18 protein-coding genes and 2 pseudogenes are annotated in these 21,047 nt (G+C 69.0%); 15 read left to right on the forward strand and 5 right to left on the reverse strand.

What is annotated here, in order from left to right; all coding sequences use genetic code 11:
• Nucleotides 1-15 precede the first annotated feature (15 nt).
• Together G6N07_RS06785 and G6N07_RS06790 are read left to right on the forward strand one after the other, a co-directional pair.
• Nucleotides 16-1,236 (forward strand): CoA transferase, encoded by a 1,221-nt coding sequence (locus tag G6N07_RS06785; RefSeq protein WP_085192771.1) that lies wholly within the window; start codon nt 16-18, stop codon nt 1,234-1,236.
• Complete coding sequence (locus tag G6N07_RS06790) at nt 1,233-2,048, forward strand: acyl-CoA thioesterase (protein ID WP_085192772.1); 816 nt, start codon at nt 1,233-1,235, stop codon at nt 2,046-2,048. The genes G6N07_RS06785 and G6N07_RS06790 overlap by 4 nt, the downstream gene beginning before the upstream one ends.
• Here G6N07_RS06790 and G6N07_RS06795 read toward each other — a convergent pair.
• The 4 genes from G6N07_RS06795 to G6N07_RS06810 are packed head-to-tail and all read right to left on the reverse strand — an operon-like array spanning nt 2,017 to nt 8,164.
• Complete coding sequence (locus tag G6N07_RS06795) at nt 2,017-4,506, reverse strand: AMP-binding protein (RefSeq protein ID WP_085192773.1); 2,490 nt, start codon at nt 4,504-4,506, stop codon at nt 2,017-2,019. The genes G6N07_RS06790 and G6N07_RS06795 overlap by 32 nt on opposite strands.
• Nucleotides 4,503-5,543, reverse strand: a complete 1,041-nt coding sequence (locus G6N07_RS06800; RefSeq protein ID WP_275990243.1) for an ABC transporter ATP-binding protein — start codon at nt 5,541-5,543, stop codon at nt 4,503-4,505. Before G6N07_RS06800 ends, G6N07_RS06795 begins: the two co-directional genes overlap by 4 nt.
• Nucleotides 5,544-5,554: 11 nt before the next feature.
• Nucleotides 5,555-7,135, reverse strand: a complete 1,581-nt coding sequence (locus tag G6N07_RS06805; RefSeq protein ID WP_085192775.1) for an ABC transporter permease — start codon at nt 7,133-7,135, stop codon at nt 5,555-5,557.
• Complete coding sequence (locus tag G6N07_RS06810; RefSeq protein ID WP_085192776.1) at nt 7,136-8,164, reverse strand: iron ABC transporter substrate-binding protein; 1,029 nt, start codon at nt 8,162-8,164, stop codon at nt 7,136-7,138. It lies immediately after the preceding gene.
• Nucleotides 8,165-8,431: 267 nt separating this feature from the next.
• Here G6N07_RS06810 and G6N07_RS06815 point away from each other — a divergent pair, with 267 nt between their 5' ends.
• The 8 genes from G6N07_RS06815 to G6N07_RS06850 all read left to right on the forward strand — a co-directional run bounded on the left by G6N07_RS06815 (nt 8,432) and on the right by G6N07_RS06850 (nt 15,994).
• The gene (locus G6N07_RS06815; protein WP_197913018.1) at nt 8,432-9,469 is read left to right on the forward strand and encodes a S1C family serine protease; all 1,038 of its coding nucleotides are present in this window, start codon (nt 8,432-8,434) and stop codon (nt 9,467-9,469) included.
• Nucleotides 9,470-9,563: 94 nt separating this feature from the next.
• Complete coding sequence (locus G6N07_RS06820; protein WP_085192787.1) at nt 9,564-9,932, forward strand: YraN family protein; 369 nt, start codon at nt 9,564-9,566, stop codon at nt 9,930-9,932.
• A complete protein-coding gene (locus G6N07_RS06825; protein WP_085192777.1) occupies nt 9,932-11,443 on the forward strand; it encodes a YifB family Mg chelatase-like AAA ATPase in 1,512 nt (503 codons plus the stop codon). The genes G6N07_RS06820 and G6N07_RS06825 overlap by 1 nt, the downstream gene beginning before the upstream one ends.
• Nucleotides 11,440-12,570 carry a DNA-processing protein DprA gene (gene dprA, locus G6N07_RS06830; protein ID WP_085192778.1) on the forward strand — a complete coding sequence of 377 codons (1,131 nt, stop codon included), beginning with the start codon at nt 11,440-11,442 and terminating at the stop codon, nt 12,568-12,570. Before G6N07_RS06825 ends, dprA begins: the two co-directional genes overlap by 4 nt.
• A gap of 66 nt (nt 12,571-12,636) precedes the next feature.
• A complete protein-coding gene (locus G6N07_RS06835; protein WP_085192779.1) occupies nt 12,637-13,497 on the forward strand; it encodes a siderophore-interacting protein in 861 nt (286 codons plus the stop codon).
• Nucleotides 13,498-13,549: 52 nt separating this feature from the next.
• Nucleotides 13,550-14,737: a lactate 2-monooxygenase gene (locus G6N07_RS06840; protein WP_085192780.1), complete on the forward strand. Its 1,188-nt coding sequence runs from the start codon at nt 13,550-13,552 to the stop codon at nt 14,735-14,737.
• A gap of 4 nt (nt 14,738-14,741) precedes the next feature.
• Entirely contained in the window at nt 14,742-15,644 is a 903-nt protein-coding gene (locus G6N07_RS06845) for a tyrosine recombinase XerC (RefSeq protein WP_085192781.1), read from the forward strand.
• 158 nt (nt 15,645-15,802) lie between these two features.
• The gene (locus tag G6N07_RS06850; RefSeq protein WP_085192782.1) at nt 15,803-15,994 is read left to right on the forward strand and encodes a hypothetical protein; all 192 of its coding nucleotides are present in this window, start codon (nt 15,803-15,805) and stop codon (nt 15,992-15,994) included.
• A 180-nt stretch (nt 15,995-16,174) separates the two neighbouring features.
• Here G6N07_RS06850 and G6N07_RS06855 read toward each other — a convergent pair whose 3' ends face one another.
• Complete coding sequence (locus G6N07_RS06855; RefSeq protein WP_085192783.1) at nt 16,175-16,666, reverse strand: M23 family metallopeptidase; 492 nt, start codon at nt 16,664-16,666, stop codon at nt 16,175-16,177.
• 275 nt (nt 16,667-16,941) lie between these two features.
• Here G6N07_RS06855 and rpsB point away from each other — a divergent pair, with 275 nt between their 5' ends.
• From rpsB to G6N07_RS06885, 5 genes and pseudogenes are all read left to right on the forward strand, one after another.
• Nucleotides 16,942-17,808 carry a 30S ribosomal protein S2 gene (rpsB, locus tag G6N07_RS06860; protein ID WP_163784129.1) on the forward strand — a complete coding sequence of 289 codons (867 nt, stop codon included), beginning with the start codon at nt 16,942-16,944 and terminating at the stop codon, nt 17,806-17,808.
• Between the two features lie 11 nt (nt 17,809-17,819).
• Complete coding sequence (gene tsf, locus G6N07_RS06865; RefSeq protein WP_085192784.1) at nt 17,820-18,647, forward strand: translation elongation factor Ts; 828 nt, start codon at nt 17,820-17,822, stop codon at nt 18,645-18,647.
• Nucleotides 18,648-19,185: 538 nt separating this feature from the next.
• Nucleotides 19,186-19,374: a hypothetical protein gene (locus tag G6N07_RS06875; protein ID WP_085192785.1), complete on the forward strand. Its 189-nt coding sequence runs from the start codon at nt 19,186-19,188 to the stop codon at nt 19,372-19,374.
• A gap of 147 nt (nt 19,375-19,521) precedes the next feature.
• Nucleotides 19,522-19,800: pseudogene (locus G6N07_RS06880) on the forward strand (ABC transporter permease); the annotation flags it as partial.
• Nucleotides 19,801-19,840: 40 nt separating this feature from the next.
• Nucleotides 19,841-21,022: pseudogene (locus G6N07_RS06885) on the forward strand (IS3 family transposase).
• Nucleotides 21,023-21,047: the final 25 nt, after the last annotated feature.

Below are 21,047 nucleotides of genomic sequence, written 5' to 3' on the forward strand. Positions count from 1 at the left end.
TGCTAACTTGAGCGGATGCCCGCAACGGATCCGGTCCGGCCGCTCGCCGGCGTGCGCATCGTCGAGATCTCCAGCTTCGTGGCGGTACCGCTGGCGGGGATGACGTTGACGCAGCTGGGTGCCGAAGTGATCCGTGTCGATCCGGTCGGGGGCGCCGCCGACTACCGGCGCTGGCCGGTCACCGACGCCGGGGACAGCATCTACTGGGCTGGCTTGAACAAGGGCAAGCGTTCGGTCGCCGTGGACATGCGCAGTGCCGAAGGTCAGGAGCTGGTGGCCCGCCTGATCGTCGAAGCCGGGGTGTTGATCACCAACGTCGGTGGGCGGCAGTGGTGTTCGTACGACACGCTGGCGTCCCATCGCCGGGATCTCATCCACGTCGAAGTCTCGGGGCGCGCCGACGGCGGCACCGCGGTGGATTACACCGTCAACGCGGCCACCGGGTTCCCCCTGGTGACGGGACCGCCCGAACTGGCCGCCCCGGTCAACCACGTGCTGCCGGCGTGGGACGTGTCCTGCGGACTGTATGCCGCGCTGGCAGTCACCACCGCCCTGCGCCGCCGCGACACCGCCGGCGCCGGCGCCCGGATCAGCATCGCACTGGAAAACGTCGCGCTGGCCACCGCGGGCAACCTCGCATTCCTCACCGAGGCGATGGTGACTGCGCAATCGCGTCCGCGCCTGGGCAACTCGCTCTACGGCACCTACGGGCAGAACTTCCTCACCGGCGATGGTGCCGCGTTCATGGTGGTGGCGCTGACCAATCGGCACTTCCGCGACCTCACCGAACTGACCGGGACCGCCGCCGCCGTCGGCGCACTGGGTGGCGCACTCGGCGCCGACTTCACCGACGAAGGGGACCGCTACCGTCACCGTGACGCGCTGACCGGGTTGTTCACCGTCTGGTTCAGTGCTCACACCGCTGACGAGGTGGCGTCGGCGCTGTCGGGCACGTCGGTGTTGTGGGAGCGCTACCGCAGCTTCGCGGAAGTGGCAGCCGACGACCGGGTCACCCACAATCCGCTCTTCACCGCACTCGACCAACCGCGCGTCGGCCGCTACCTGGCTCCCGGGCTGCCGGTGGCGATCGACGGCACCTATCCGCCCGCCGTGGCCGCGCCCGCGCTGGGTGACGACACCGCGGACGTCCTCACCGAGTGGCTCGGTATCACCGCCGAGGAGTTCGATCGAATGGCCGAATCAGGCTCGGTGGCAACAGGGTCGGACGGAGCATGAGCCGCCTGCTCGAGCTTCTCGACGTGGCCGCAGGGAAGGGGGTGGACACCTGGGTCGGGATGCCGAGCGGCCCGGCGGACAAACGTGCCTACGGCGGTCAATTCGCTGCGCAGAGCCTCGCCGCGGCCGCGCGCACCGTGGACTCCGACCGGCCGCCGACCAACATGCACCTGCAGTTCCTGCGCGGCGGTGAGGCGGGCGATCCGGTGCACTACGACGTCACCGCCGTGTACGACGGCCGTACCGCGGCATGCCGCCGCGTCGAATCCCGCCAGGCCGGCCGGCTGCTGACCACCGCGACGGTGTCGTTCGCCGTCCCCATGTCGGGTCCCGAACACGGCCGCCGCCGGATTCCCGCACCGGGCCCGGACGTCCTGGAGCCGACGGGACCGCCCGGCCCGGCGCCGTCGGTGCCGCTCGACGAACTCGACCTCCGCGTCGCCGACGAAGGCTCCGGTGAGGATTTCGTGCGCCGGTTGTGGTGGCGCGCCACCGTGGCGCTCCCCGACGATCCGTTGCTGCACACCCTTATCACGGTCTACGTCACCGACCTCTACATGATCGACCCGGCCTTGCAGGTGCACCGTCATTCCATGCGGGCGCGGACCCATCGCAGCGGCACCACCGATTCTTCGGTGTGGTTTCACCAACCGGTGCGCGCCGACGAGTGGAACGTGCTGGAGTCCACCTCACCCGCCGCCGCCCGCGGCCGTGGGGTGGTCACCGCGAGCCTGGTCCGCGCCGACGGCGTCATCGCCGCGACCCTGGCGCAGGAGGGTCTCATCGCCGAGCGGGAAACTCGGCCGCGCTGATGGCCGGCCTGCGGTCGCGCAGCCGCCGGCGGAGCAGCGTGAGCGCCTGGGTCAGCAGCACACCCACCGCGATCGATGCCGCGACGCCCAGCACCGGGTGTCCCTCGAACAAGGCGTAAACCTGGAAGTGCGTGAGATAGGTGTAGAGCGAGGCCTCGGCGATGACGCCAGCGAGGACCGTCAACCCGGCCGGGCAGCGCAGCGCCGGCAACCAGATCAGCAGCATGAAGCCCGAGAGCACCAGTACCTCGCGGTTGGTGTCCCCGAAATACCCGGACAACCCGACCACCAGGGCCACGGTGACCGCGATTCGCTGCCACGGCGTGCGGGCCTTTGCGGCCGCCCATCCGGCCGCGAAGAACCAGAAGGTCAGCATCGTGAACCACGCTTCGCGGCCCAGTTCAAGCCCGAGTACGTCGTAGCGCAGTGCCAACCCGGCGGCCAGGAACACCACGGCGAACTCGAACGGCCACCGCCGCTCGGCGCGGTCGGCGGCCGGCAGCACCATCAACACCGCCAGCGCGACCAGGATCCACACCAGAACCTCGACGAACCACAGCCGCCCGGCGGTCATACTGTCGTGCGGACCGAGGAACTTGTTGGCCAGCAACAGGTTCCACAGGTGATAGTCCTCGGTGACCAACATGGCGATCGCCACCCACACCACCGATGGGACAGCGATCGAGGCGATCGCGGTGCGCAGATGCTGCACCCGCTGCGCGCGGGATGCGGGTGTGAGGCAGAACCGGCCGAAGTTGTACCCCGCGATGCCGAGCAGCACATGCGCCCCGCCCCACAGTTCGAACAGCGTGGCGTGCGACCCGACGATCAGCACGATCGCGACGGCGCGTAGCGCGACGCTGGTCTCCAGGGTGGCCGTCCAGCGTCGGCGCGGCGGTACCGCACGGGCCTGCAGGTCGCGCAGGGGGATGCGCTGCCAGTCGGTGGGAAGCCGGCCCAGCGCACGTTCCAGGCGGACCGACGTCGCCACGTACGTCAGCGAGTTGCCGCCGAGGTCGATGAAGCTGGCGGCCGGGTCGATGGCGTCCTCCTCCAGGTGCAGGACCTCGGCGAAGACCGTCGTCAGGTCGGCGGTCGGCGGGGAGTCTTCGACGGGGGCCGCCAACGCCCGCACCGCCGGGTAGTCCGGCTTGCCGGTCGGCAGCATCGGCAGCTCGTCGACGGCGACGGCGTGTACCGCGCTCGACGGCACGCCCGCGGCCTCGGCGGCCAGTTGCGCCACTTGCGCCGGGCGGTGTCGTGCGGCCGCGGCGACGACGAGGCGGTCGTCGAGGTCGGTGCACAACGCGGGCACGCCGCGGTCGCGCAACGCCGTCTCGATCCGCTGCAGATCGATGCGAAGGCCGTATATCTTGACGAACCGGCTGCTGCGGCCGATCACCTCGTAGAGGCCGTCCGGCCGGCGGCGGGCGATGTCGCCGGTGTGCAGCGCATCGACCTCGACGCCGCGCGACAGATCGACCGAACTGTGTGCGTAGCCCATCATCACGTTGTCGCCGCGGTACACGAGTTCGCCCGCGGCATCGTCGGCCGGCCAGCCGTCGAGCGGTTCGATCGTGAACGACCCGCCCGGGATCGGCACGCCGATGCAGCCGGGATACGCGGCGGCGAGGTGGGGTGGGAGGTAGGCCATGCGGGCGGTGGCTTCCGTGGCGCCGTACATCACGATCAGTTGCCAGCCGCGCGTGGCGCCGAGTTGGGCGTAGCGTCGCACCTGCTCGGGTGCCAACCGTCCACCGGCCTGGGTGATGTAGCGCAGATCCGGCAGGTCCATGGCGCCGAAGCCGACGCGGTCGAGCAGATCGAACGTGTACGGCACGCCGGCGAAGGTAGTGCCGCCGTGGCGGCGGAACAACGCCCAGAACTCGTCGTCGACCACGGAGTGTTCGGTGAGGATGACTGCGGCGCCGCGCAGCAGATGACTGTGGATCACCGACAGGCCGTAGCAATACGACATCGGCAGTGTCGTCGCGGCGCGATCGGTTCGGCGGATGCCGAGGTAGTCGGCGATCGCGTGGGCGTTGCTGAGAAGGTTGCCCCGCGACAGCCGGACCAGCTTCGGCGAGCCGGTGCTGCCCGACGTCGACAGCAGCAGCGCGAGGTCGTCGTGCAAATCGTGCACGCTGCCGGCGCGGCGTTGGTGCAGGCCGGCCCCGTCGACGACGACGTCGGGGTCGTAGGAAGCCGTCAATTCACCGTGGTCGCGTCCCGCCGGGACGGGCAGCACCACGTGGCCACCGGCGAGCGCCCCCAGGTAGTGCACCAGCGCCGAGACGTCGTTGCGGGTCTCGAGCATCACCAGGCGACGGGTGCCCCCCAGACGAGCGGCGACCTCGGACACCCGGTCGGCGAGTCCGCCGTAGGACAGCCGCTGCGAGTCGGTGCCCACAGCGGTTCGACTCCCCTGTGCGCGCAGGTGGTCGACAAGGCGGCTCATGTCAGCACCGCTCCGTGACCCACCACCTGGATGCGCACCTTGGCTTCGACCGGCGGCGGGGCGAGGCTGTTCTGCCGCACGACGATCGGTGCGGCGTCGCCGTCCGGGTCGATCGTCAACAGCACGTCGTGGCCGAGGAATTCGGTGGCGATGACGGTTCCGAGGCCGTCGAGCTGGAGCTGTCCACTGTCGGAGACCACGGTCGCGACGAGTTGTTCGGGGCGCAGCACGAGGGTGCCCGGACCGTCGTCGGCCGTCACCGGGATGCGCCCGAGCGCGCTGTCGGCCACGTTGGCCGAAACGGTGCACGGCAGGGTGATGCAGTCGCCGAGGAACTCGGCGGTGAACCGGTCCACCGGTTGGCGGTAGACCTGTTCGGGCGTGCCCACCTGGGTGAAGCGGCCGTCGCGCATGACCGCCACCTGGTCGGCGACCGACAGCGCCTCCTCCTGGTCGTGGGTCACCAGCAGCGTGGTCACCCCGGCCCGGGTGAGGAGGCCCGCGACGGCCTTTCGGGTGGACGCACGCAGGCCGGTGTCCAAGGCGCTGAACGGTTCGTCGAGCAGCATCAGGTTCGGTTCACGGGCCAGTGCGCGGGCCAGCGCGACGCGCTGCTGCTGACCGCCCGACAGTTGGTGAGGACGGCGCGAGGCGAGACCGGGCTCAAGGGACACGGTTTCGAGCAGTTCGGCCACCCGGGTGCGCACCGCGGAGCGTCGGGCGGTACCGGACAGGCCGTAGGCGACGTTCTGGCCCACCGTCAGGTGGGGGAAGAGGGCACCGTCCTGGGCGACGTATCCGACGCTGCGGCGGTGCGGCGGCACCGCGCTCGTCGCGCTGGCGACCTGCCGGCCGGCGATGGCGATCGTCCCGGCGTCGGGGGTCTCGAACCCGGCGATCAGACGCAACAGGGTGGTCTTTCCGCATCCGGACGCTCCGACGATGGCGGTGAGACTGCCCTGGGTGAGATCGAGGTCGATGTGATCGAGCACCGTGTGGCCGTGGAACGTCTTCGCGAGCGCACGGGCTTCGAGCATGGCGGGGCCGGTCACTGGGCGACCCCCTTCGTCGACTGCGTGAGCAGGATCATCGTCACCGGAACCGCGAGCAGGACCAGCACCAGCGCGTACGGCGCGGCAGCCGCGTAGTCCAGTTCGCTGGCGTAGGACCAGAACAGCATCGACAGCGTGCGTGTCCCGGTGGGGGCGAGCAGCAGCGTGGCGGTCAGTTCCGTGGCCACCGCGACGAAAACCATCGAAGCGCCGGCCGCCGCCGCGGGTGCGGTGAGGCGCAATGTGACTCGCAGGAACGTCACGGTCGGGGAGCGGCCCAGCGAGCGGGACGCCTCCTCGAGGCCGGTCGGCACCTGGGCCAACCCTGCGCGCACGTTGACCAGTGCACGCGGCATGAACAGCAGCACGTAGGCGAACACGATCAGTGCCACGCTCTGGTAGAGCGGGCGGACGACGTGGATGGTGACGGTCACCAGCGCCAGCGCGGTGACGATGCCGGGCAGCGAACTCGTCACGTAATTGGCGCCCTCCACCGCGCGGGCGAGGAAGCCGCCCGACCGCACCGCCACCCATGCGACGGGAAATGCCAGCACCGTCGTCAGCAGGGCCGCGGTCCCGGCTAGCGCGACAGTCTGGCCGAGTGCCGCACCGATGCCGCCGAATGCCCAGACCTCGGCGCCACCGATGTAGAGCCAGCGCAGGATCGTCCACACCGGCACGCCGAGGCCCAACACGGCCAGGGTGGCCAGCGTCAGCTGGGTGGGGATCATGGCGGGGCCCAAGTGCATCGGCGCGGCGGCACGTTGCGCCCCCGACCCGATTCTGGCGTAACGCGCCGTTCCGCGAGCGGCGGCCTCGGCGATGAGCAGCGTCAGGCACAGCAGCACCAGCACCCCGGCCAGCATGCTGCCCGCCGCGCCGTCGAACGTCACCTGGAACTGCTGGAAGATCGCGACGGTGAAGGTGTCGAAACGCACCATGGCGAACGCACCGAACTCGGCAAGCAGATGCACCGCGATGAGCAGTCCGCCGCCGAGGATGGCGAGCCGCAACTGAGGGAGGACGACCCGGAAGAAGACCCCGGCCGAGTTGGATCCCAGCGCGCGCGCCGACTCTTCGACGGCCGGATCCAGCCGGCGCAGCGTTGCGGCCGCGGGCAGGTACACGAACGGGAAGTAGGACAGCGTGGTGACCAGGACACCGGCCCACAACCCGTGCAGCGAAGGGATGACGCCCACCCAGGCGTAGCTGTTGACGAATGCCGGCACCGCCAGCGGGGCGACGAACACCGGACGCCAGATCGCCCGGCCGGGCAGGTCGGTGCGTTCTACCACCCACGCCACACCCACGCCGATCACCACGCACAGCGGAACGGTGAGCGCGACCAGGGCGACGGTGTTGAGCAGCAGCTCGCCGACGCGTGGCCGGACCACCAGTTCGTACGCCCGGCTCCACCCGATCGAGATCGCACCCCACACCACGTAGCCCAGCGGTATGAGTGTGGCGGCGACCAGGATCGCCACCGTGCCGGAGACCAACGGGCCGGGCCGCGCGGTCTTGTCCGACCGCGTGACCGGTGTCGCGGGGGGCGGGATGGGCGGGGCGGCGGTGAGCACCTACAGCAAGCCAGCCTTCGTCATCAGATCGGTCACCTTCTGGGCTTCCAGCGTCGAGGGATCGACCGCGGGTGCCTGCAACGTGTCCAGCGGGGGGAGAGCGGGATTGGCGGGCACCCCGCTGGCGACCGGGTACTCGAACGAGGTCCCCTTCTCGAGGACCTCCTGGCCGGTTCTGCCGGTGACGAACGTGACGAACTGTTGCGCCTGGGCTTGCTTGTCGCTCGATTCGAGCACCCCGCCGCCGGAGAGGCTGACGAACGCGCCGGGGTCCTCGTTCTTGAAGTAGTGCAGTGCGGTGTTGCCGCTGATCTCCTTGGTCTTCGATTGATCGCGGAACCAGTAGTAGTGGTAGATGACGCCGCCGTCGACCTCACCGGCGTTGACGGCCTTGAGTGTGGCGATGTTGTCGTTGTAGATGACCGCGTTCTGCTTCATCCCGGCCAGCCACTGCGCCGTCGCCGGCTCGCCCTCCAACTGGAGCAGGGCGGCGACGATCGCCTGGAAGTCGGCCTTCGCCGGCGGTGCGCCCCAACGGCCCTTCCATTCGGGCCGCTGCAGATCGAGCAGGGACTTCGGCAGCTGATCGGCCGGCAGCCGGGATGGGTTGTAGACGAAGACCGTGCTGCGTGCCGCGACGCCGGTCCACTTCCCGCTGGCCGGGCGGTACGCCGCCGGCGCCTGATCGATCGTGGCGGCGTCGAGGTCGGCGAACAGCCCGGCGCGTTCGACGGCGGCCATGGCGGGTGAGTTCTCGGTCAGGAAGACGTCGGCCGGTGAGGCATCCCCCTCGGCGACCAGCTGGTTGCCCAGTTCGGCGTCGCCACCCTGACGGTAGGAGACTTCGATGCCGGTCTCCTTGGTGAAGGCGTCGATCCACTCCTTGGTCAGCGACTCATGCTGCGCGTTGTAGATCAGCAGGTCGTCGGACTCGTCAGAACCCGAGCAGGCGGCCAGACCGCTCACCACCGCGAGGACCGACACGACGGTGACGATCGGGCGGGCGATCCGGCTCAAACGTGGTCGCATTCAGTGCATCCTTTCCGCGCCCCGGGCGCTGATCTGAGGCCGTCCTAAGTGAAGATACCCTTCCCTATCTTCGGCCGGCACCCTATGGCGACTATTCGCGCTTACCGCGGCGGTACGGGGCACCCATCCGTCGCGAGCCGGCCCGGCTGCACCGTCACACCGCCGCCGAAGGCGAGCGATCCCGATCGCGGCGACGATGAGCAGGAATTCGCCGCCTGAACGCGTATTTTGTGAACGGGCAGCTGGTCATCGCATCAAGGGGGAGACGTGGCTACACGGCAGACGTTCATCGCATGCGGGATCGCCGCGGTCGTCGGGTTCCTGTCGGCCTGCGGTTCCGGGACCCCGCAGAACAGTGCGCAGTCACCGGCGCCCCCCGCGCCCAGCCAGACATCTGGGGCGTCGGATGTGGCGGCGGTGGGGTTCGCCGACGTCGTCGAGCGGCTCGGTCCCAGCGTGGTCACCGTGCGGCTCGCCAACGGCGTGGGCAGCGGTGTGGTGCTGCGACCCGATGTCATCGTCACCAATGCTCATGTGGTCGGAACCGCGCGGGACGTCGTGCTGGAATTCGCCGACGGCGAGCAGGCCGATGGTGTCGTCCTCGCCTCCGATGCGGTCACCGACCTGGCCGTCGTCCGCAGCTCCAGAACCGGACTGCCGGTGCCGGAATACCGCGTCGAGCTACCGAGGCCCGGGGAGTTGGCGGTGGCGATCGGCAGCCCGCTCGGTTTCCAGAACTCGGTGACAGCCGGAGTGATCTCCGGGCTGCACCGCGACATCCCCGGCTCGGCGGCACAGAGTTCGTCGCTGGTCGACCTCATCCAGACCGATGCGCCGATATCACCGGGCAACTCCGGGGGAGCGCTGCTGGACGCCGAGGGTCGCGTGGTGGGGATCAACGAGGCGTACATCCCGCCGGCCGTGGGCGCCGTGTCGCTCGGTTTCGCGATTCCGTCCGCCACCGCCCTCGACGTCGCCGACCAGTTGCTCACGAACGGCAGCGCGGCACATCCGTACCTCGGGGTGTCGATCACGCAGTTGACGCCGGCGGTTCGGCGCGGCCTCGGAGTGGAGGTCGAAGAAGGAGCGCTGGTCACCGGAGTGGACCGCGGGTCGCCCGCCGCGGCCGCCGGGGTGCGCCCCGGCGACGTGATCACCGAGCTGGACGGGAACGCGGTGCGCAGTGTGGAGGACCTCTTGAGCGCGCTGCGTCGCACGCGCCCCGGAGCCCAGGTGCCGATGTCCGTGCAGCGTGGAGGGTCCCGGCAGCAGATGACGGTCACCATCGGGGAACGCGCCGGCTGAACAACGCCCGCCCGGCCTGTGGATGGATCGGTGTGTGGGGACAACGCTGTCGTGCGGTGCCTGCGGTGTCGGTGAGGTCGCGCAGCCTTCGGTCATGACTTCATGGACACGCGCGGCGATCGGCGCGCTGGGGGAAGATCTGGCGGTTGAACATCTGCGCTCGCTGGGGATGCTTGTGCTGCAACGTAACTGGCGTTGCCGATACGGTGAGATCGACGTGATCGCCGTGGACACGGCCGCGCGGGCGGTGGTGTTCGTGGAAGTCAAGACCCGTACGGGCGACGGGTTCGGCGGGGTGGCGCAGGCGGTGACGCCGCAGAAAGTGCGGCGGCTGCGCCGGCTGGCCGGGTTGTGGCTGGCCGGTCAGGACCAGCACTGGGCCGCGGTGCGCATCGACGTCGTCGGGGTGCGCATCGGTCGGCAGCCCACCCCGGAGATCACCCATCTGGCGGGGGTGGCGTGATGGCGCTGGGGCGTGCGTTCTCCGTGGCGGTGCTCGGGCTGGACGGACTGATGGTCGAGATCGAGGCGCACATCACCTCTGGGCTGCCGGGGGTGCATCTGGTGGGGTTGCCCGATGCGGCGCTGCAGGAGTCGCGTGATCGGGTACGGGCGGCGATCACCAACTGCGGCGCCGAGTGGCCGATGGCGCGGCTGACGCTGGCGCTCTCGCCCGCGACGCTGCCGAAGATGGGGTCGGTCTACGACCTGGCGCTGGCCGCCGCGGTGATGTGCGCCCACGGCAAGAAGGAGTGGGCACGGCTCGAAAAGACCGTGCTGTTGGGTGAATTGGCGCTCGACGGCCGGGTGCGGCCGGTCAAAGGGGTGCTGCCGGCGGTGCTGGCCGCCAAGCGGGAAGGCTGGCCGACCGTCGTGGTCCCGTGTGAGAACCTCGCTGAGGCGAGCCTGGTCGACGGTATCGACGTGTGGGGTGTACGCACCCTCGGGCAGCTGCACGGATGGCTGGCCGGTAAGGCCAACCTGGAAACTCGGATCGCCGCGCCGCCGGCCCCGGTGGACGAGACCGCCGACCTCGCCGACGTCATCGGCCAGGTGCATGCGCGCTTCGCCGTCGAGGTGGCCGCCGCGGGCGCGCACCACCTCATGCTCACCGGACCACCGGGCGTGGGCAAAACGATGCTGGCGCAACGCCTCCCCGGGCTGTTGCCCCCGCTGTCGGAACAGGAGTCGCTCGAGGTGACCGCGATCCACTCGGTGGCGGGTCTGCTGACCGGCGAGGCGCCGCTCATCTCCCGGCCGCCGTTCGTGGCGCCGCACCAGACCTCCACTGTCGCCGCGCTGGTCGGCGGGGGCACCGGGATCGCGCGTCCCGGTGCGGTCAGCCGCGCACACCGGGGTGTGCTGTTTCTCGACGAATGCGCCGAACTGCGGGTCAGCGCATTGGAGGCGTTACGAACCCCGCTGGAGGACGGGGAGATCCGCATCGCCCGCCGCGACGGGGTCGCCCGGTACCCCGCGCGATTCCAGTTGGTTCTGGCGGCGAACCCGTGCCCGTGCGCGCGCACCGACCCCAAGGACTGTATCTGTGCCGGCGGCGTCAAGCGTCGCTACCTCGGCAAGCTGTCGGGTCCGCTGCTCGACCGGGTCGACCTGCGGGTGGAGATGCATCCGGTGAAGGCCGGCGCGTTCACTCCCGAGGCGGGGGAGTCGACGGCCGTCGTGCGCGAACGTGTCGCGGCGGCCCGGGCAGCGGCCGAGCAGCGGTGGCGGCCGTTCGGTGTCCGCACCAACGCCGAAGTGAGCGGACCATTGTTGCGCAGGCGGTTCCGTCTCGGCGCCGACGCCATGGCGCCCCTGAAGACCGCGCTCGAACGGGGCGTGATCAGCATCCGCGGCGTCGACCGCTCGATGCGCGTCGCGTGGACGCTGGCGGATCTGGCCGGGAGATCGTCGCCGACCAAGGACGACATCGGCGTGGCGCTGAGCTTCCGGGCGGTGGAGGGTCTGCGATGAGCACCGGCGTCGAGCGTGCGTGGGCGTATCTGTCGCGGGTCGCCGAGCCCCCGTGTCCGGAACTCGCGAACCTGGTGGCGGACCTCGGGCCGGTCGAGGCGGCTGAGAAGGTGCGCCGGGGAGATGTGCGGGAACCGTTGAAGCAGAAAACCGCGGCCCGTCGCGAACAGGACTGCGTCAAAGCCGATCTCGACGTACTGGCCCGTATGGGTGGGCGGTTGGTGACCGCCTTCGACGACGAATGGCCGCTGCTCGACTTCATGAAGTTCGACGGCATCGACCACGGCACGCGCCCGCAAGGACATGCGCCGCTCGTGCTGTGGGCGGTCGGGCCGGTCGGTGTGGCCGAGGTCGTGACCCGGGCGGCGGCGATCGTCGGAACCCGGGCAGCCACCGCCTACGGCGAGCATGTGGCGGCGGATCTGGCCGCGGGGTTGGCGTTGCGCGATGTCGCGGTGGTGTCGGGTGGTGCCTTCGGTATCGACGGTACCGCGCACCGGGCGACGCTCGCCGGCGACGGGGTCACCGTCGCCGTGGTCGCCGGCGGCGTGGACGTGCCGTATCCGGTGGGCCACGCCGGGCTGCTCAGCAGGATCCGCGCCGACGGGCTGGTGCTCAGCGAGTACCCGCCGGGTGCCCGACCGACCCGCACCCGCTTCCTGACCCGCAACCGGCTCGTCGCGGCGTTGTCCGGGGCGACCGTCGTCGTCGAGGCCGGAGCCCGAAGCGGTGCGGCCAACACCGCGGCATGGGCCCGGGCTCTCGGCCGCAACGTGTGCGCCGTGCCGGGGCCGGTCACGTCGGGAGCGTCAGTGGGGTGTCACCGGCTGCTGCGCGAGGGCGACGCCATGTTGGTGACCCGCGCCGACGAGGTCGTCGAGTTGGTGGGGCGCATCGGAGAGCTCGCGCCGGTAGAGGTCGGTCCCTCGTCACCGCTCGACGGGCTCACCGATACCGAGCGCCGAGTCTACGACGCCCTGCCGAAGCGAGGTGCGCGCAACGCAGACGAGGTGGCGATCGCCGCGGGCATCCCCGCTCAACAGGTCGTGGGACCGCTGGCCATGCTGGAGGTGGCAGGCTTGGTGGTACGAGAGAGCGGCCGATGGAGCATCGCCAGAAAGCGGTAGGTCACTGCGTGGCCGGCCGCGCTCGTATCGTCGGGGTGAGGGTCAGTCGAAAGTTTGGAGGCAGTCGTGGCGGGACGACCGGTGCACACGTTCGAAGTGGTGCGCACGGAGCAGCTGGCACCGCACATGGTCCGTGTGGTGCTCGGTGGGAACGGAGCGAGTTCCGGCTTCGACACCTTCAAGCCCAACGAGTTCGCCGATGCCTACGTCAAGCTCGTGATCGTGCCGGATGGCGTCGACGTGTCCGCGCTGCGGACGCCGCTGACGCTCGACAGCTTCCAGGAGCTGCCCCCGGCGAAGCAGCCGGTGGTGCGGACTTACACCGTGCGCAAGGTCGACCAGGAGCGTGGCGAGGTGACCATCGACTTCGTCGTCCACGGCGACCACGGTGTCGCCGGTCCGTGGGCCGCGTCGGCGCAGCCCGGCCAACCGGCCTACCTGATGGGCCCGAGCGGTGCCTACAGTCCCGACCCGGCGGCCGACTGGCATCTGCTCGCCGGCGACGAGTCCGCGCTCCCCGCGATCAGCGCCGCGCTCGAGGCGCTGCCCGCCGATGCCGTCGGCCGGGTGTTCATCGAGGTCGCGGGCCCGGACGACGAGATTCCGCTGTCCGCGCCGGAGGGGGTGTCCATCAGCTGGATCTACCGCGGCGGACGCGCCGACCTGGTCCCCGAGGAGGCCGCCGGTGACCACGCCCCGCTCATCTCGGCGGTCAAGGAGGCGGCGTGGCTGCCCGGGCAGGTGCAGGTGTTCATCCACGGCGAGGCCCAGGCCGTCATGCACAACCTGCGGCCCTACATTTTCAAGGAACGCGGCGTCGAGGCCACGTGGGCGTCGTCGATCTCGGGTTACTGGCGCCGCGGCCGCACCGAGGAGACCTTCCGCCAGTGGAAGGCCGAACTGGCCAAGGCAGAAGCCGCGGGCTGAGACACGCGAGTCTGCGCCGCATCCGAAGCCCGGGACTGGCACGCTGACCGACATGGCATTCGGCGACTACCAACTGGAGATCTACCTGCAGGGGCTGTCCGGCATCGTGCCGAACCTGCCGATGACGTTCGCGGACTGGGAGACCAAGGCGCAGTCCGCGATGCCGCCGTCGGTGTACTCCTACGTCGCGGGCGGGGCGGGCGACGAGCGCACGCAGCGGGTCAACCGCAGCGCCTTCGACAACTGGGGCCTGATACCGCGGATGTTCCGCGCCACCCGGGAACGCGACTTGTCGGTCGAGCTCTTCGGCCTGGGCCTTGCCGCACCGGTGTTCATGGCGCCTATCGGCGTCATCGGTATCTGCGCACAGGACGGGCACGGTGACCTCGCCACCGCCCGAGCCGCTGCGCGCACCGGAGTGCCGATGGTGGTGTCGACGCTGACCGAGGACCCACTCGAAGACGTCGCCGCGGAATTCGGTGACACCCCGGGTTTCTTCCAGCTGTACACCCCGACCGACCGCCAGCTGGCCGCCAGCCTGGTGCAACGCGCCGAGGCCGCCGGCTACAAGGGGATCATCGTCACCCTCGACACCTGGGTGCCGGGCTGGCGGCCCCGCGACCTGTCGACGTCGAACTTCCCCCAGCTGCGCGGGCGCTGCCTGGCCAACTACACCAGTGACCCGGTCTTTCGGGCGGGGTTGGCGCAGCCCCCTGAGGAGAACCCGCAAGCCGTGGTGGTCAAATGGGTGTCGCTGTTCGGCAATCCGCTTACCTGGGAAGACCTGCCCTGGCTGCGATCGCTGACGAAGCTGCCCCTGATCGTCAAGGGCATCTGCCACCCCGAGGACGCCCGGCGCGCCAAAGACGAAGGCGTCGACGGCATCTACTGCTCCAACCACGGCGGCCGCCAGGCGAACGGCGGCCTGCCCGCGATCGACTGTCTGCCGGGGGTCGTCGAGGCCGCCGACGGCCTGCCGGTGCTGTTCGACTCCGGTATCCGCAGCGGCTCCGACATCGTCAAGGCGCTCGCGCTCGGCGCCACCGCCGTGGGGATCGGGCGGCCGTACGCCTACGGGCTGGCGCTCGGCGGCGTCGACGGCGTCGTCCACGTGCTGCGCTCGCTGCTCGCCGAGGCCGACCTCACCATGGCCGTCGACGGCTATCCGACGCTGGCCGATCTCACCCCGGACACGTTGCGGCGCGTCGGCTGGACACCCGCGGCGGCTCTGCCACGGTAGGGGCGTGGAGTCCGTTCTCGCCGCGTTCGACCAGTACCTCGCGCTGGAGCGGGGCCGCTCCGACCACACCCGACGCGCCTACCTGGGCGATCTGCGCTCGCTGTTCGCGTTCCTCGATGCCCGTGCCCCCGGTGCCGAGCTCTCATCGCTGACCCTGCCCGTGCTGCGCGCCTGGCTTTCCGCGCAGGCGGCGGACGGAACCGCGCGCACGACGCTGGCGCGGCGGACGTCAGCGGTGAAGACGTTCACCACGTGGGCCGTTCGCCGCGGGCTGATGGGGAGCGACCCGGCCGCCCGGTTGCAGATGCCGAAAGCACGACGGTCGCTGCCCGCGGTGCTGCGCCAAGACCAGGCGCGCGACGCACTCGACGCCGCCAACCTCGGTGCCCAGCAAGGAGATCCGCTGGCCCTGCGGGACCGGCTGATCGTGGAGATGCTCTACGCGACCGGCATCCGCGTCAGCGAACTGTGTGGCCTGGACGTCGACGACGTCGACACCTCCCGCCGGCTGCTTCGCGTACTCGGCAAGGGCGACAAACAGCGCGCCGTCCCGTTCGGTGAACCGGCCGAGCAGGCGCTGCGAACCTGGCTGACCGACGGCCGCCCGGGGCTGGTCACCTCACAGTCGGGGCCGGCGCTGCTGCTCGGCGCCCGCGGGCGCCGCCTAGACCCGCGCCAGGCCCGCACCGTCGTGCACCAGACCGTCGGCGCGGTCGACGGGGCGCCCGACATCGGCCCGCACGGCCTGCGCCACAGCGCCGCCACGCATCTGCTCGAAGGCGGCGCGGACCTGCGGATCGTGCAGGAACTGCTGGGTCATTCGACGCTGGCGACCACCCAGCTGTACACCCACGTCACCGTCGCACGACTGCGCGCCGTCCACGACCAGGCCCATCCCCGCGCATAGCCCGCCTTCCCACGAAGCGCTCGCGCCACCCAGACCGTCGACTCATTCGTCGTCGCCGCCGGGATGCGACCGGCGCAACGCTTCTGCTTCGAATTGTCTGCTGCAACGCCTCATGCGATGCAGGCCGATCGGTTAGGGTCAGTGGCTAGTGTTGCCTGATGAAAACTATTCTCCTGGTGGCGGTCGGCGTTCTGGTGGCTCTGGCGGGTTCGCTGTTCTCGCTACAGGGGTTCGGGTTCGTGGGTGGGAGTCCGATGAGCGGCACTACGACATGGTCAATCGCCGGTCTGGTCATCGCAGCGTTGGGCATCGGACTGATCTATGTCGGCTGGCGGTCGAACAGGTCCTGACTTCGGCCCGGTCGAGCACGTACCGACGGTTGCGGGCGCCTGATGCGCGAAACAGCATGCGTGCCGGGCAGGACGAACGGCGAGTCCAGCAATTCCGCGAAGGGACGCGACCCATGGCCCGACTGTGGGCCGTTTCGGTGTCGGCAGTTGTGCTGAACGCGACCAACGACACCGAGATCGCTACGGGTGAAGCGGAAACAGTCGGACCGGCGTCGACTTCAAAAGGCCGAGCGGGTCGGCGTAGTCGGCACGAGACGCCGGCCCCCACATCGCCCCCCAGTGCAGGCAGGCGTCGGCCGCACACCCCGCGTGGCCGGCCAGCACCTCGCCGACGACCGTGCCGGCCGCCACCGCCTGACCCGCCTGCACCGACGGCCGCACCGGTTCATAGCTGGTGCGCAGGCCGCCGGGATGGGCTATCGACACCAGCGGCCGCCCGGCCAGTTCGCCGGCGAAGACCACCGTGCCGGCCTGCGCGGCGTACACCGACTGCCCGGGCACGACGGCCAGGTCGACCCCGCGGTGTCCGCGCTGCCAGTTCGGCGTGGGCGCGTCGAAGGTCCGCACCACCGCCGGTCGCGGTCGCAGCGGCCAATCCAACCGGCCGTCGTCGGCACCCACCGGAGCCGCCACCGCGACAGCCACCGCGATCAGCACCGCCAACAACCGCATCCGCCCACTTCACGCGGTCCCTGCGAGAATCGCCAGGGACTCGCCGCCGCCCTGTGGAGTAGGCGTCCGCTGTGGACTAAGCACCTGTTCCGACGGTGTAAACTCCTCTCTGCAGTTCGCATCGAGCGGGCTGACTTCGCGTGTCTGCACCTCGACCTCAGAGTCGACCGGATGCCGGCGGTCCCGTCGTCAAGACGGGTCCGGCACCCAGCAGTCACCAGGGCCCAGCGTCACCCGACGCCGGGCGCCAACCGACAAGGTAAGGAATGGCCGACATGGCTGTTGTAACCATGAAGCAGCTGCTCGACAGCGGCACCCACTTCGGGCACCAGACCCGTCGCTGGAATCCCAAGATGAAGCGGTTCATCTTCACCGACCGCAACGGCATCTACATCATCGATCTGCAGCAGACGCTGACCTACATCGACAAGGCGTACGAGTTCGTCAAGGAGACGGTCGCGCACGGCGGTTCGGTCATGTTCGTCGGCACCAAGAAGCAGGCGCAGGAGTCCATCGCCGAAGAGGCGACCCGTGTCGGCATGCCTTATGTGAACCAGCGCTGGCTGGGCGGTATGCTCACGAACTTCTCGACCGTGCACAAGCGTCTGCAGCGCCTCAAGGAACTCGAGGCGATGGAGCAGACCGGTGGCTTCGAGGGTCGCACCAAGAAGGAAATCTTGATGCTGACGCGCGAGAAGAACAAGCTCGAGCGGTCCCTGGGTGGAATCAGGGACATGCAGAAGGTGCCATCGGCCATCTGGGTCGTCGACACCAACAAGGAGCATCTCGCCGTCGCCGAAGCCCGCAAGCTGAACATCCCGATCATCGCGATCCTCGACACCAACTGCGATCCCGACGTCGTCGATTATCCGATCCCGGGCAACGACGACGCGATCCGTTCCGCGGCGCTGCTGACCAAGGTCGTGGCCTCCGCGGTCGCCGAGGGCCTGCAGGCCCGCGCCGGTGGCGGTAACGGCAGCAAGCCCGAGGGCGGCCAGGACGGGCCGACCGCCGAGCCGCTCGCCGAGTGGGAGCAGGAACTCCTTGCCGGCGCCACGGCGTCGCCGACCGCGGCCGATGCCGCGCCAGGCACGCCCGAGGCGGACATCCAGACCGAACCCACCGCCCCTCAGAACCCTTAGGGAAGGCTTTCATGGCGAACTACACCGCTGCCGACGTCAAGCGGCTCAGGGAACTGACCGGTGCCGGGATGATGGCGTCGAAGAATGCACTCGTCGAGGCTGACGGCGACTTCGACAAGGCTGTCGAACTGCTGCGCATCAAGGGTGCCAAGGACGTCGGCAAGCGCGCTGAGCGCGCGACCGCCGAGGGACTGGTCGCCGCCAAGGATGGCGCGCTGATCGAGCTGAACTCCGAGACCGACTTCGTGGCCAAGAATGCGGAGTTCCAGTCGGTGGCCGATCAGATCGTGGCCGCCGCCGCCGCCGCCAAGGCCGCCGACGTCGATGCTCTCAAGGCCGCTCACCTTCCCGGTGGCCAGGCGGCCCCTACCGTCGAGCAGGTCATCGCCGACCTGAGCGCCAAGATCGGCGAGAAGCTCGAACTGCGCCGCGTCGCCTACTTCGACGGGAACGTCGAGACCTACCTGCACAAGCGTGCCGCTGACCTGCCGCCCGCAGTGGGTGTGCTGGTGGAGTACACGGGTGAGGACAAGGGTGCCGCCCACGCGGTGGCCCTGCAGATCGCTGCGCTCAAGGCCAAGTACCTCACTCGTGAGGACGTGCCCGAGGACGTCGTCGCCAACGAGCGCCGCATCGCCGAGGAGACGGCCCGCAACGAGGGTAAGCCCGAGCAGGCCCTGCCGAAGATCGTCGAGGGCCGGGTTACCGGTTTCTACAAGGACGTCGTGCTGCTCGATCAGCCGTCGGTGTCCGACAGCAAGAAGACGGTCAAGGCGCTGCTCGACGAGGCCGGCGTCACCGTCACCCGGTTCGCCCGGTTCGAGGTCGGCCAGGCCTGACCCGCGACCAGTCGTAGGAGTGCCCCGGAACGCGAGTTCCGGGGCACCTCTGCGTCTAGGCCTATGTCTGCGTCTAAAGCGTGTCGAACAACCGGTTGCGGTCTTGTCTGCGGAGTTGTAGGGCGGTTTGGTTGAGGTAGGGGACGCTTTCGTGGGCGGTGAGCGTGGTTTCTGAGCGTGGTTTCGTGGTTTCGTGGTGGCGGTCGAGGCGGCGGCAGTGGTTGATCCAGCCGTTGGTGGGTTCGACCACCCAGCGTCGTGGTTGGACGATGACTCCGTGGCCGGGTTTCGGCCGGATACCACGTCGATGCTGACACCGGACCGAAAAACCGCGGGAACCGACGTTCACACCGCCTCAGCGGCCCGAACCACCGACACCCGCGAAGGGCGGCGCCGAACACACACACCACCGTTGTTCGACACGCCTTAGGCCTACGTCGGTGGTACGCGTTGTAGTCGGATCGGACACCGTAGTCGGATCGGACACCTCGACCCCGGCGGCAGACTGTCGCAGGTCATCGATCGGCTGATCGGCTGGGTGGCCTTCACACCGCTACAGAACGCCACCGGCGCCCCCCGAGATCTCGTGGCCGCTCGGGTATCCGACCACGGCCTGCCGATCGGGATGATGTCCGCGTCGACGGTGCGTCAGGACAAACGACTGCTCGAACTCCCTGGCGAACCACAGCACGCGCGGCGCTGGCAGCGCATGCAGGACGCCTCCTGACCTGCCGCGTCGGGCGCCACAACCAATCACGACAACGAAATCCGTTGTCGCGACGACACCTCGACGTAACCACGTCCAGCCGGAGTTAACTTCCGCGATACCGCAGATAGCGGTGCGGGAAACAACGCGATCCCACCATCGCTCATTGTGGAGACCAGTCAGGTCAACAACGCAACCACGTCCGCTCGATCACCGCTGATCGCTTCCTCCTCGGGGAACACCTTCGGGTGCCTGCTCCGATTCGCGCTGGCGAACATTCGCCGCCGTCCCGCGCGTTTCGTGCTGGCGGTGCTCGGCATCGCCCTGGCCATCGCCTGTGTGACCGTGGTGCGCACGGTCTCGTCGAGTTTCGCCATCACCGGCGCTGATTCGGTCACTGACGTGCTCGGTGACGCGCAGCTGGCGTGCCTCCCACTTTCCGGACTGCGGACCAAATAGGGTCCGAGCCGGAAAGGAATGAAGGGAATTGGCGAAGAAATACCAGAAATTCTCTCCAGAGTTTCGTGAGGAAGTCGTCAAACTCGTGGTGGAGGGGCAACAGCCTATCGCTAAGGTCGCTCGTGAACATGGGCTGAGTGAGACGACTGTCGGCAATTGGGTGCGCAAATACCGAGAGGAGCGCGCCGGGGACGAGCCGCCGCTGCAATTGTCAGAACGCGCGCGGCTACGCGAGTTGGAACGAGAGAACCGGGAAATGGCGATGGAACTCGCCTTCCTGAAAAAAGCGGCAGCGTACTTCGCGAGGGAGCAGCGGTGAGCGAGAAATACGCGCTCATCGCCGCGGAGCACGCCGCCGCGCACGTCGCCGAGGCTCCCACCGTCGCCCAGATGACCCGCTGGCTGGGCGTGTCCAAGAGCGGCTATTACGAGTGGGCCGCGCGCCCGCCCAGTACGGCCGAGAAGCGCCGGGAGGAACTCAAGATCAAGATCGCCACGTTGTTCGACTCATTCGACGGCGCCTATGGGTATCGGCGCATCCACGCCGAGTTGGTCCGCGCCGGCGAACACGTCGGGGAAGAGTTGGTGCGAAAGCTGATGCGTGAGCTGAACCTTGTTGCGGTGCAACCGAAACCGTACAAACGCACCACAATCCCGGTAAGCCCGAGCAGGCGGTGGCCGACCTGGTGGCCCGCGATTTCACCGCCGATAAGCCGGGGTTAAGTGCGTCGGCGACATCACCTACAAAGACGTGGAAGGCTGGCTGTATGTGGCGACAGTCATCGACTGCTTCAACAAAGAGGTGATCGGCTATGCCATGGCCGAGCACATGCGCACTGAGCTGGTCACCGACGCGCTGGATATGGCGGCCCGCAACCACCAGCTGGAGCAAGATTGCATTATGCATTCCGATCGCGGCACCCAATATATGTCTGCCGAGTATTCCGCCACGCTTAAGGAGTTCGGGCTGCGGCAATCGGTGGGCCGCACCGGGGTATGTTGGGATAATGCGCTCGCGGAATCGTTTTTCGCGAGTTTGAAGAATGAGCGGGTCCACCACATGGTGTACCCGACCCGGAAGGCGGCGAAGGAAGATATTGCACGCTACATCGAATTGTTCTACAATCGACGCAGAATTCATTCCGCACTCGGCTATCGGACACCGCACGAGGTCCGCATCGAGTACATGAATTCACAGCTCGCAGCGTAAATGGATGCGAAATCCGCAGTCCGGA

It is taken from the genome of Mycolicibacterium doricum (assembly GCF_010728155.1).
In the GTDB taxonomy this organism is placed as follows: Bacteria; Actinomycetota; Actinomycetes; order Mycobacteriales; family Mycobacteriaceae; genus Mycobacterium; species Mycobacterium doricum.

Bases quoted from the DNA above. Each gene is read 5' to 3' on its own strand.
- G6N07_RS06785 (WP_085192771.1), top strand. From the start codon at position 16: ATGCCCGCAACGGATCCGGTCCGGCCGCTCGCCGGCGTGCGCATCGTC.
- G6N07_RS06790 (WP_085192772.1), top strand. From the start codon at position 1,233: ATGAGCCGCCTGCTCGAGCTTCTCGACGTGGCCGCAGGGAAGGGGGTG.
- G6N07_RS06795 (WP_085192773.1), bottom strand. From the start codon at position 4,506: ATGAGCCGCCTTGTCGACCACCTGCGCGCACAGGGGAGTCGAACCGCT.
- G6N07_RS06800 (WP_275990243.1), bottom strand. From the start codon at position 5,543: ATGCTCGAAGCCCGTGCGCTCGCGAAGACGTTCCACGGCCACACGGTG.
- G6N07_RS06810 (WP_085192776.1), bottom strand. From the start codon at position 8,164: ATGCGACCACGTTTGAGCCGGATCGCCCGCCCGATCGTCACCGTCGTG.
- G6N07_RS06820 (WP_085192787.1), top strand. From the start codon at position 9,564: ATGACTTCATGGACACGCGCGGCGATCGGCGCGCTGGGGGAAGATCTG.
- G6N07_RS06825 (WP_085192777.1), top strand. From the start codon at position 9,932: ATGGCGCTGGGGCGTGCGTTCTCCGTGGCGGTGCTCGGGCTGGACGGA.
- dprA (WP_085192778.1), top strand. From the start codon at position 11,440: ATGAGCACCGGCGTCGAGCGTGCGTGGGCGTATCTGTCGCGGGTCGCC.
- G6N07_RS06840 (WP_085192780.1), top strand. From the start codon at position 13,550: ATGGCATTCGGCGACTACCAACTGGAGATCTACCTGCAGGGGCTGTCC.
- G6N07_RS06850 (WP_085192782.1), top strand. From the start codon at position 15,803: ATGAAAACTATTCTCCTGGTGGCGGTCGGCGTTCTGGTGGCTCTGGCG.
- G6N07_RS06855 (WP_085192783.1), bottom strand. From the start codon at position 16,666: ATGCGGTTGTTGGCGGTGCTGATCGCGGTGGCTGTCGCGGTGGCGGCT.
- rpsB (WP_163784129.1), top strand. From the start codon at position 16,942: ATGGCTGTTGTAACCATGAAGCAGCTGCTCGACAGCGGCACCCACTTC.
- tsf (WP_085192784.1), top strand. From the start codon at position 17,820: ATGGCGAACTACACCGCTGCCGACGTCAAGCGGCTCAGGGAACTGACC.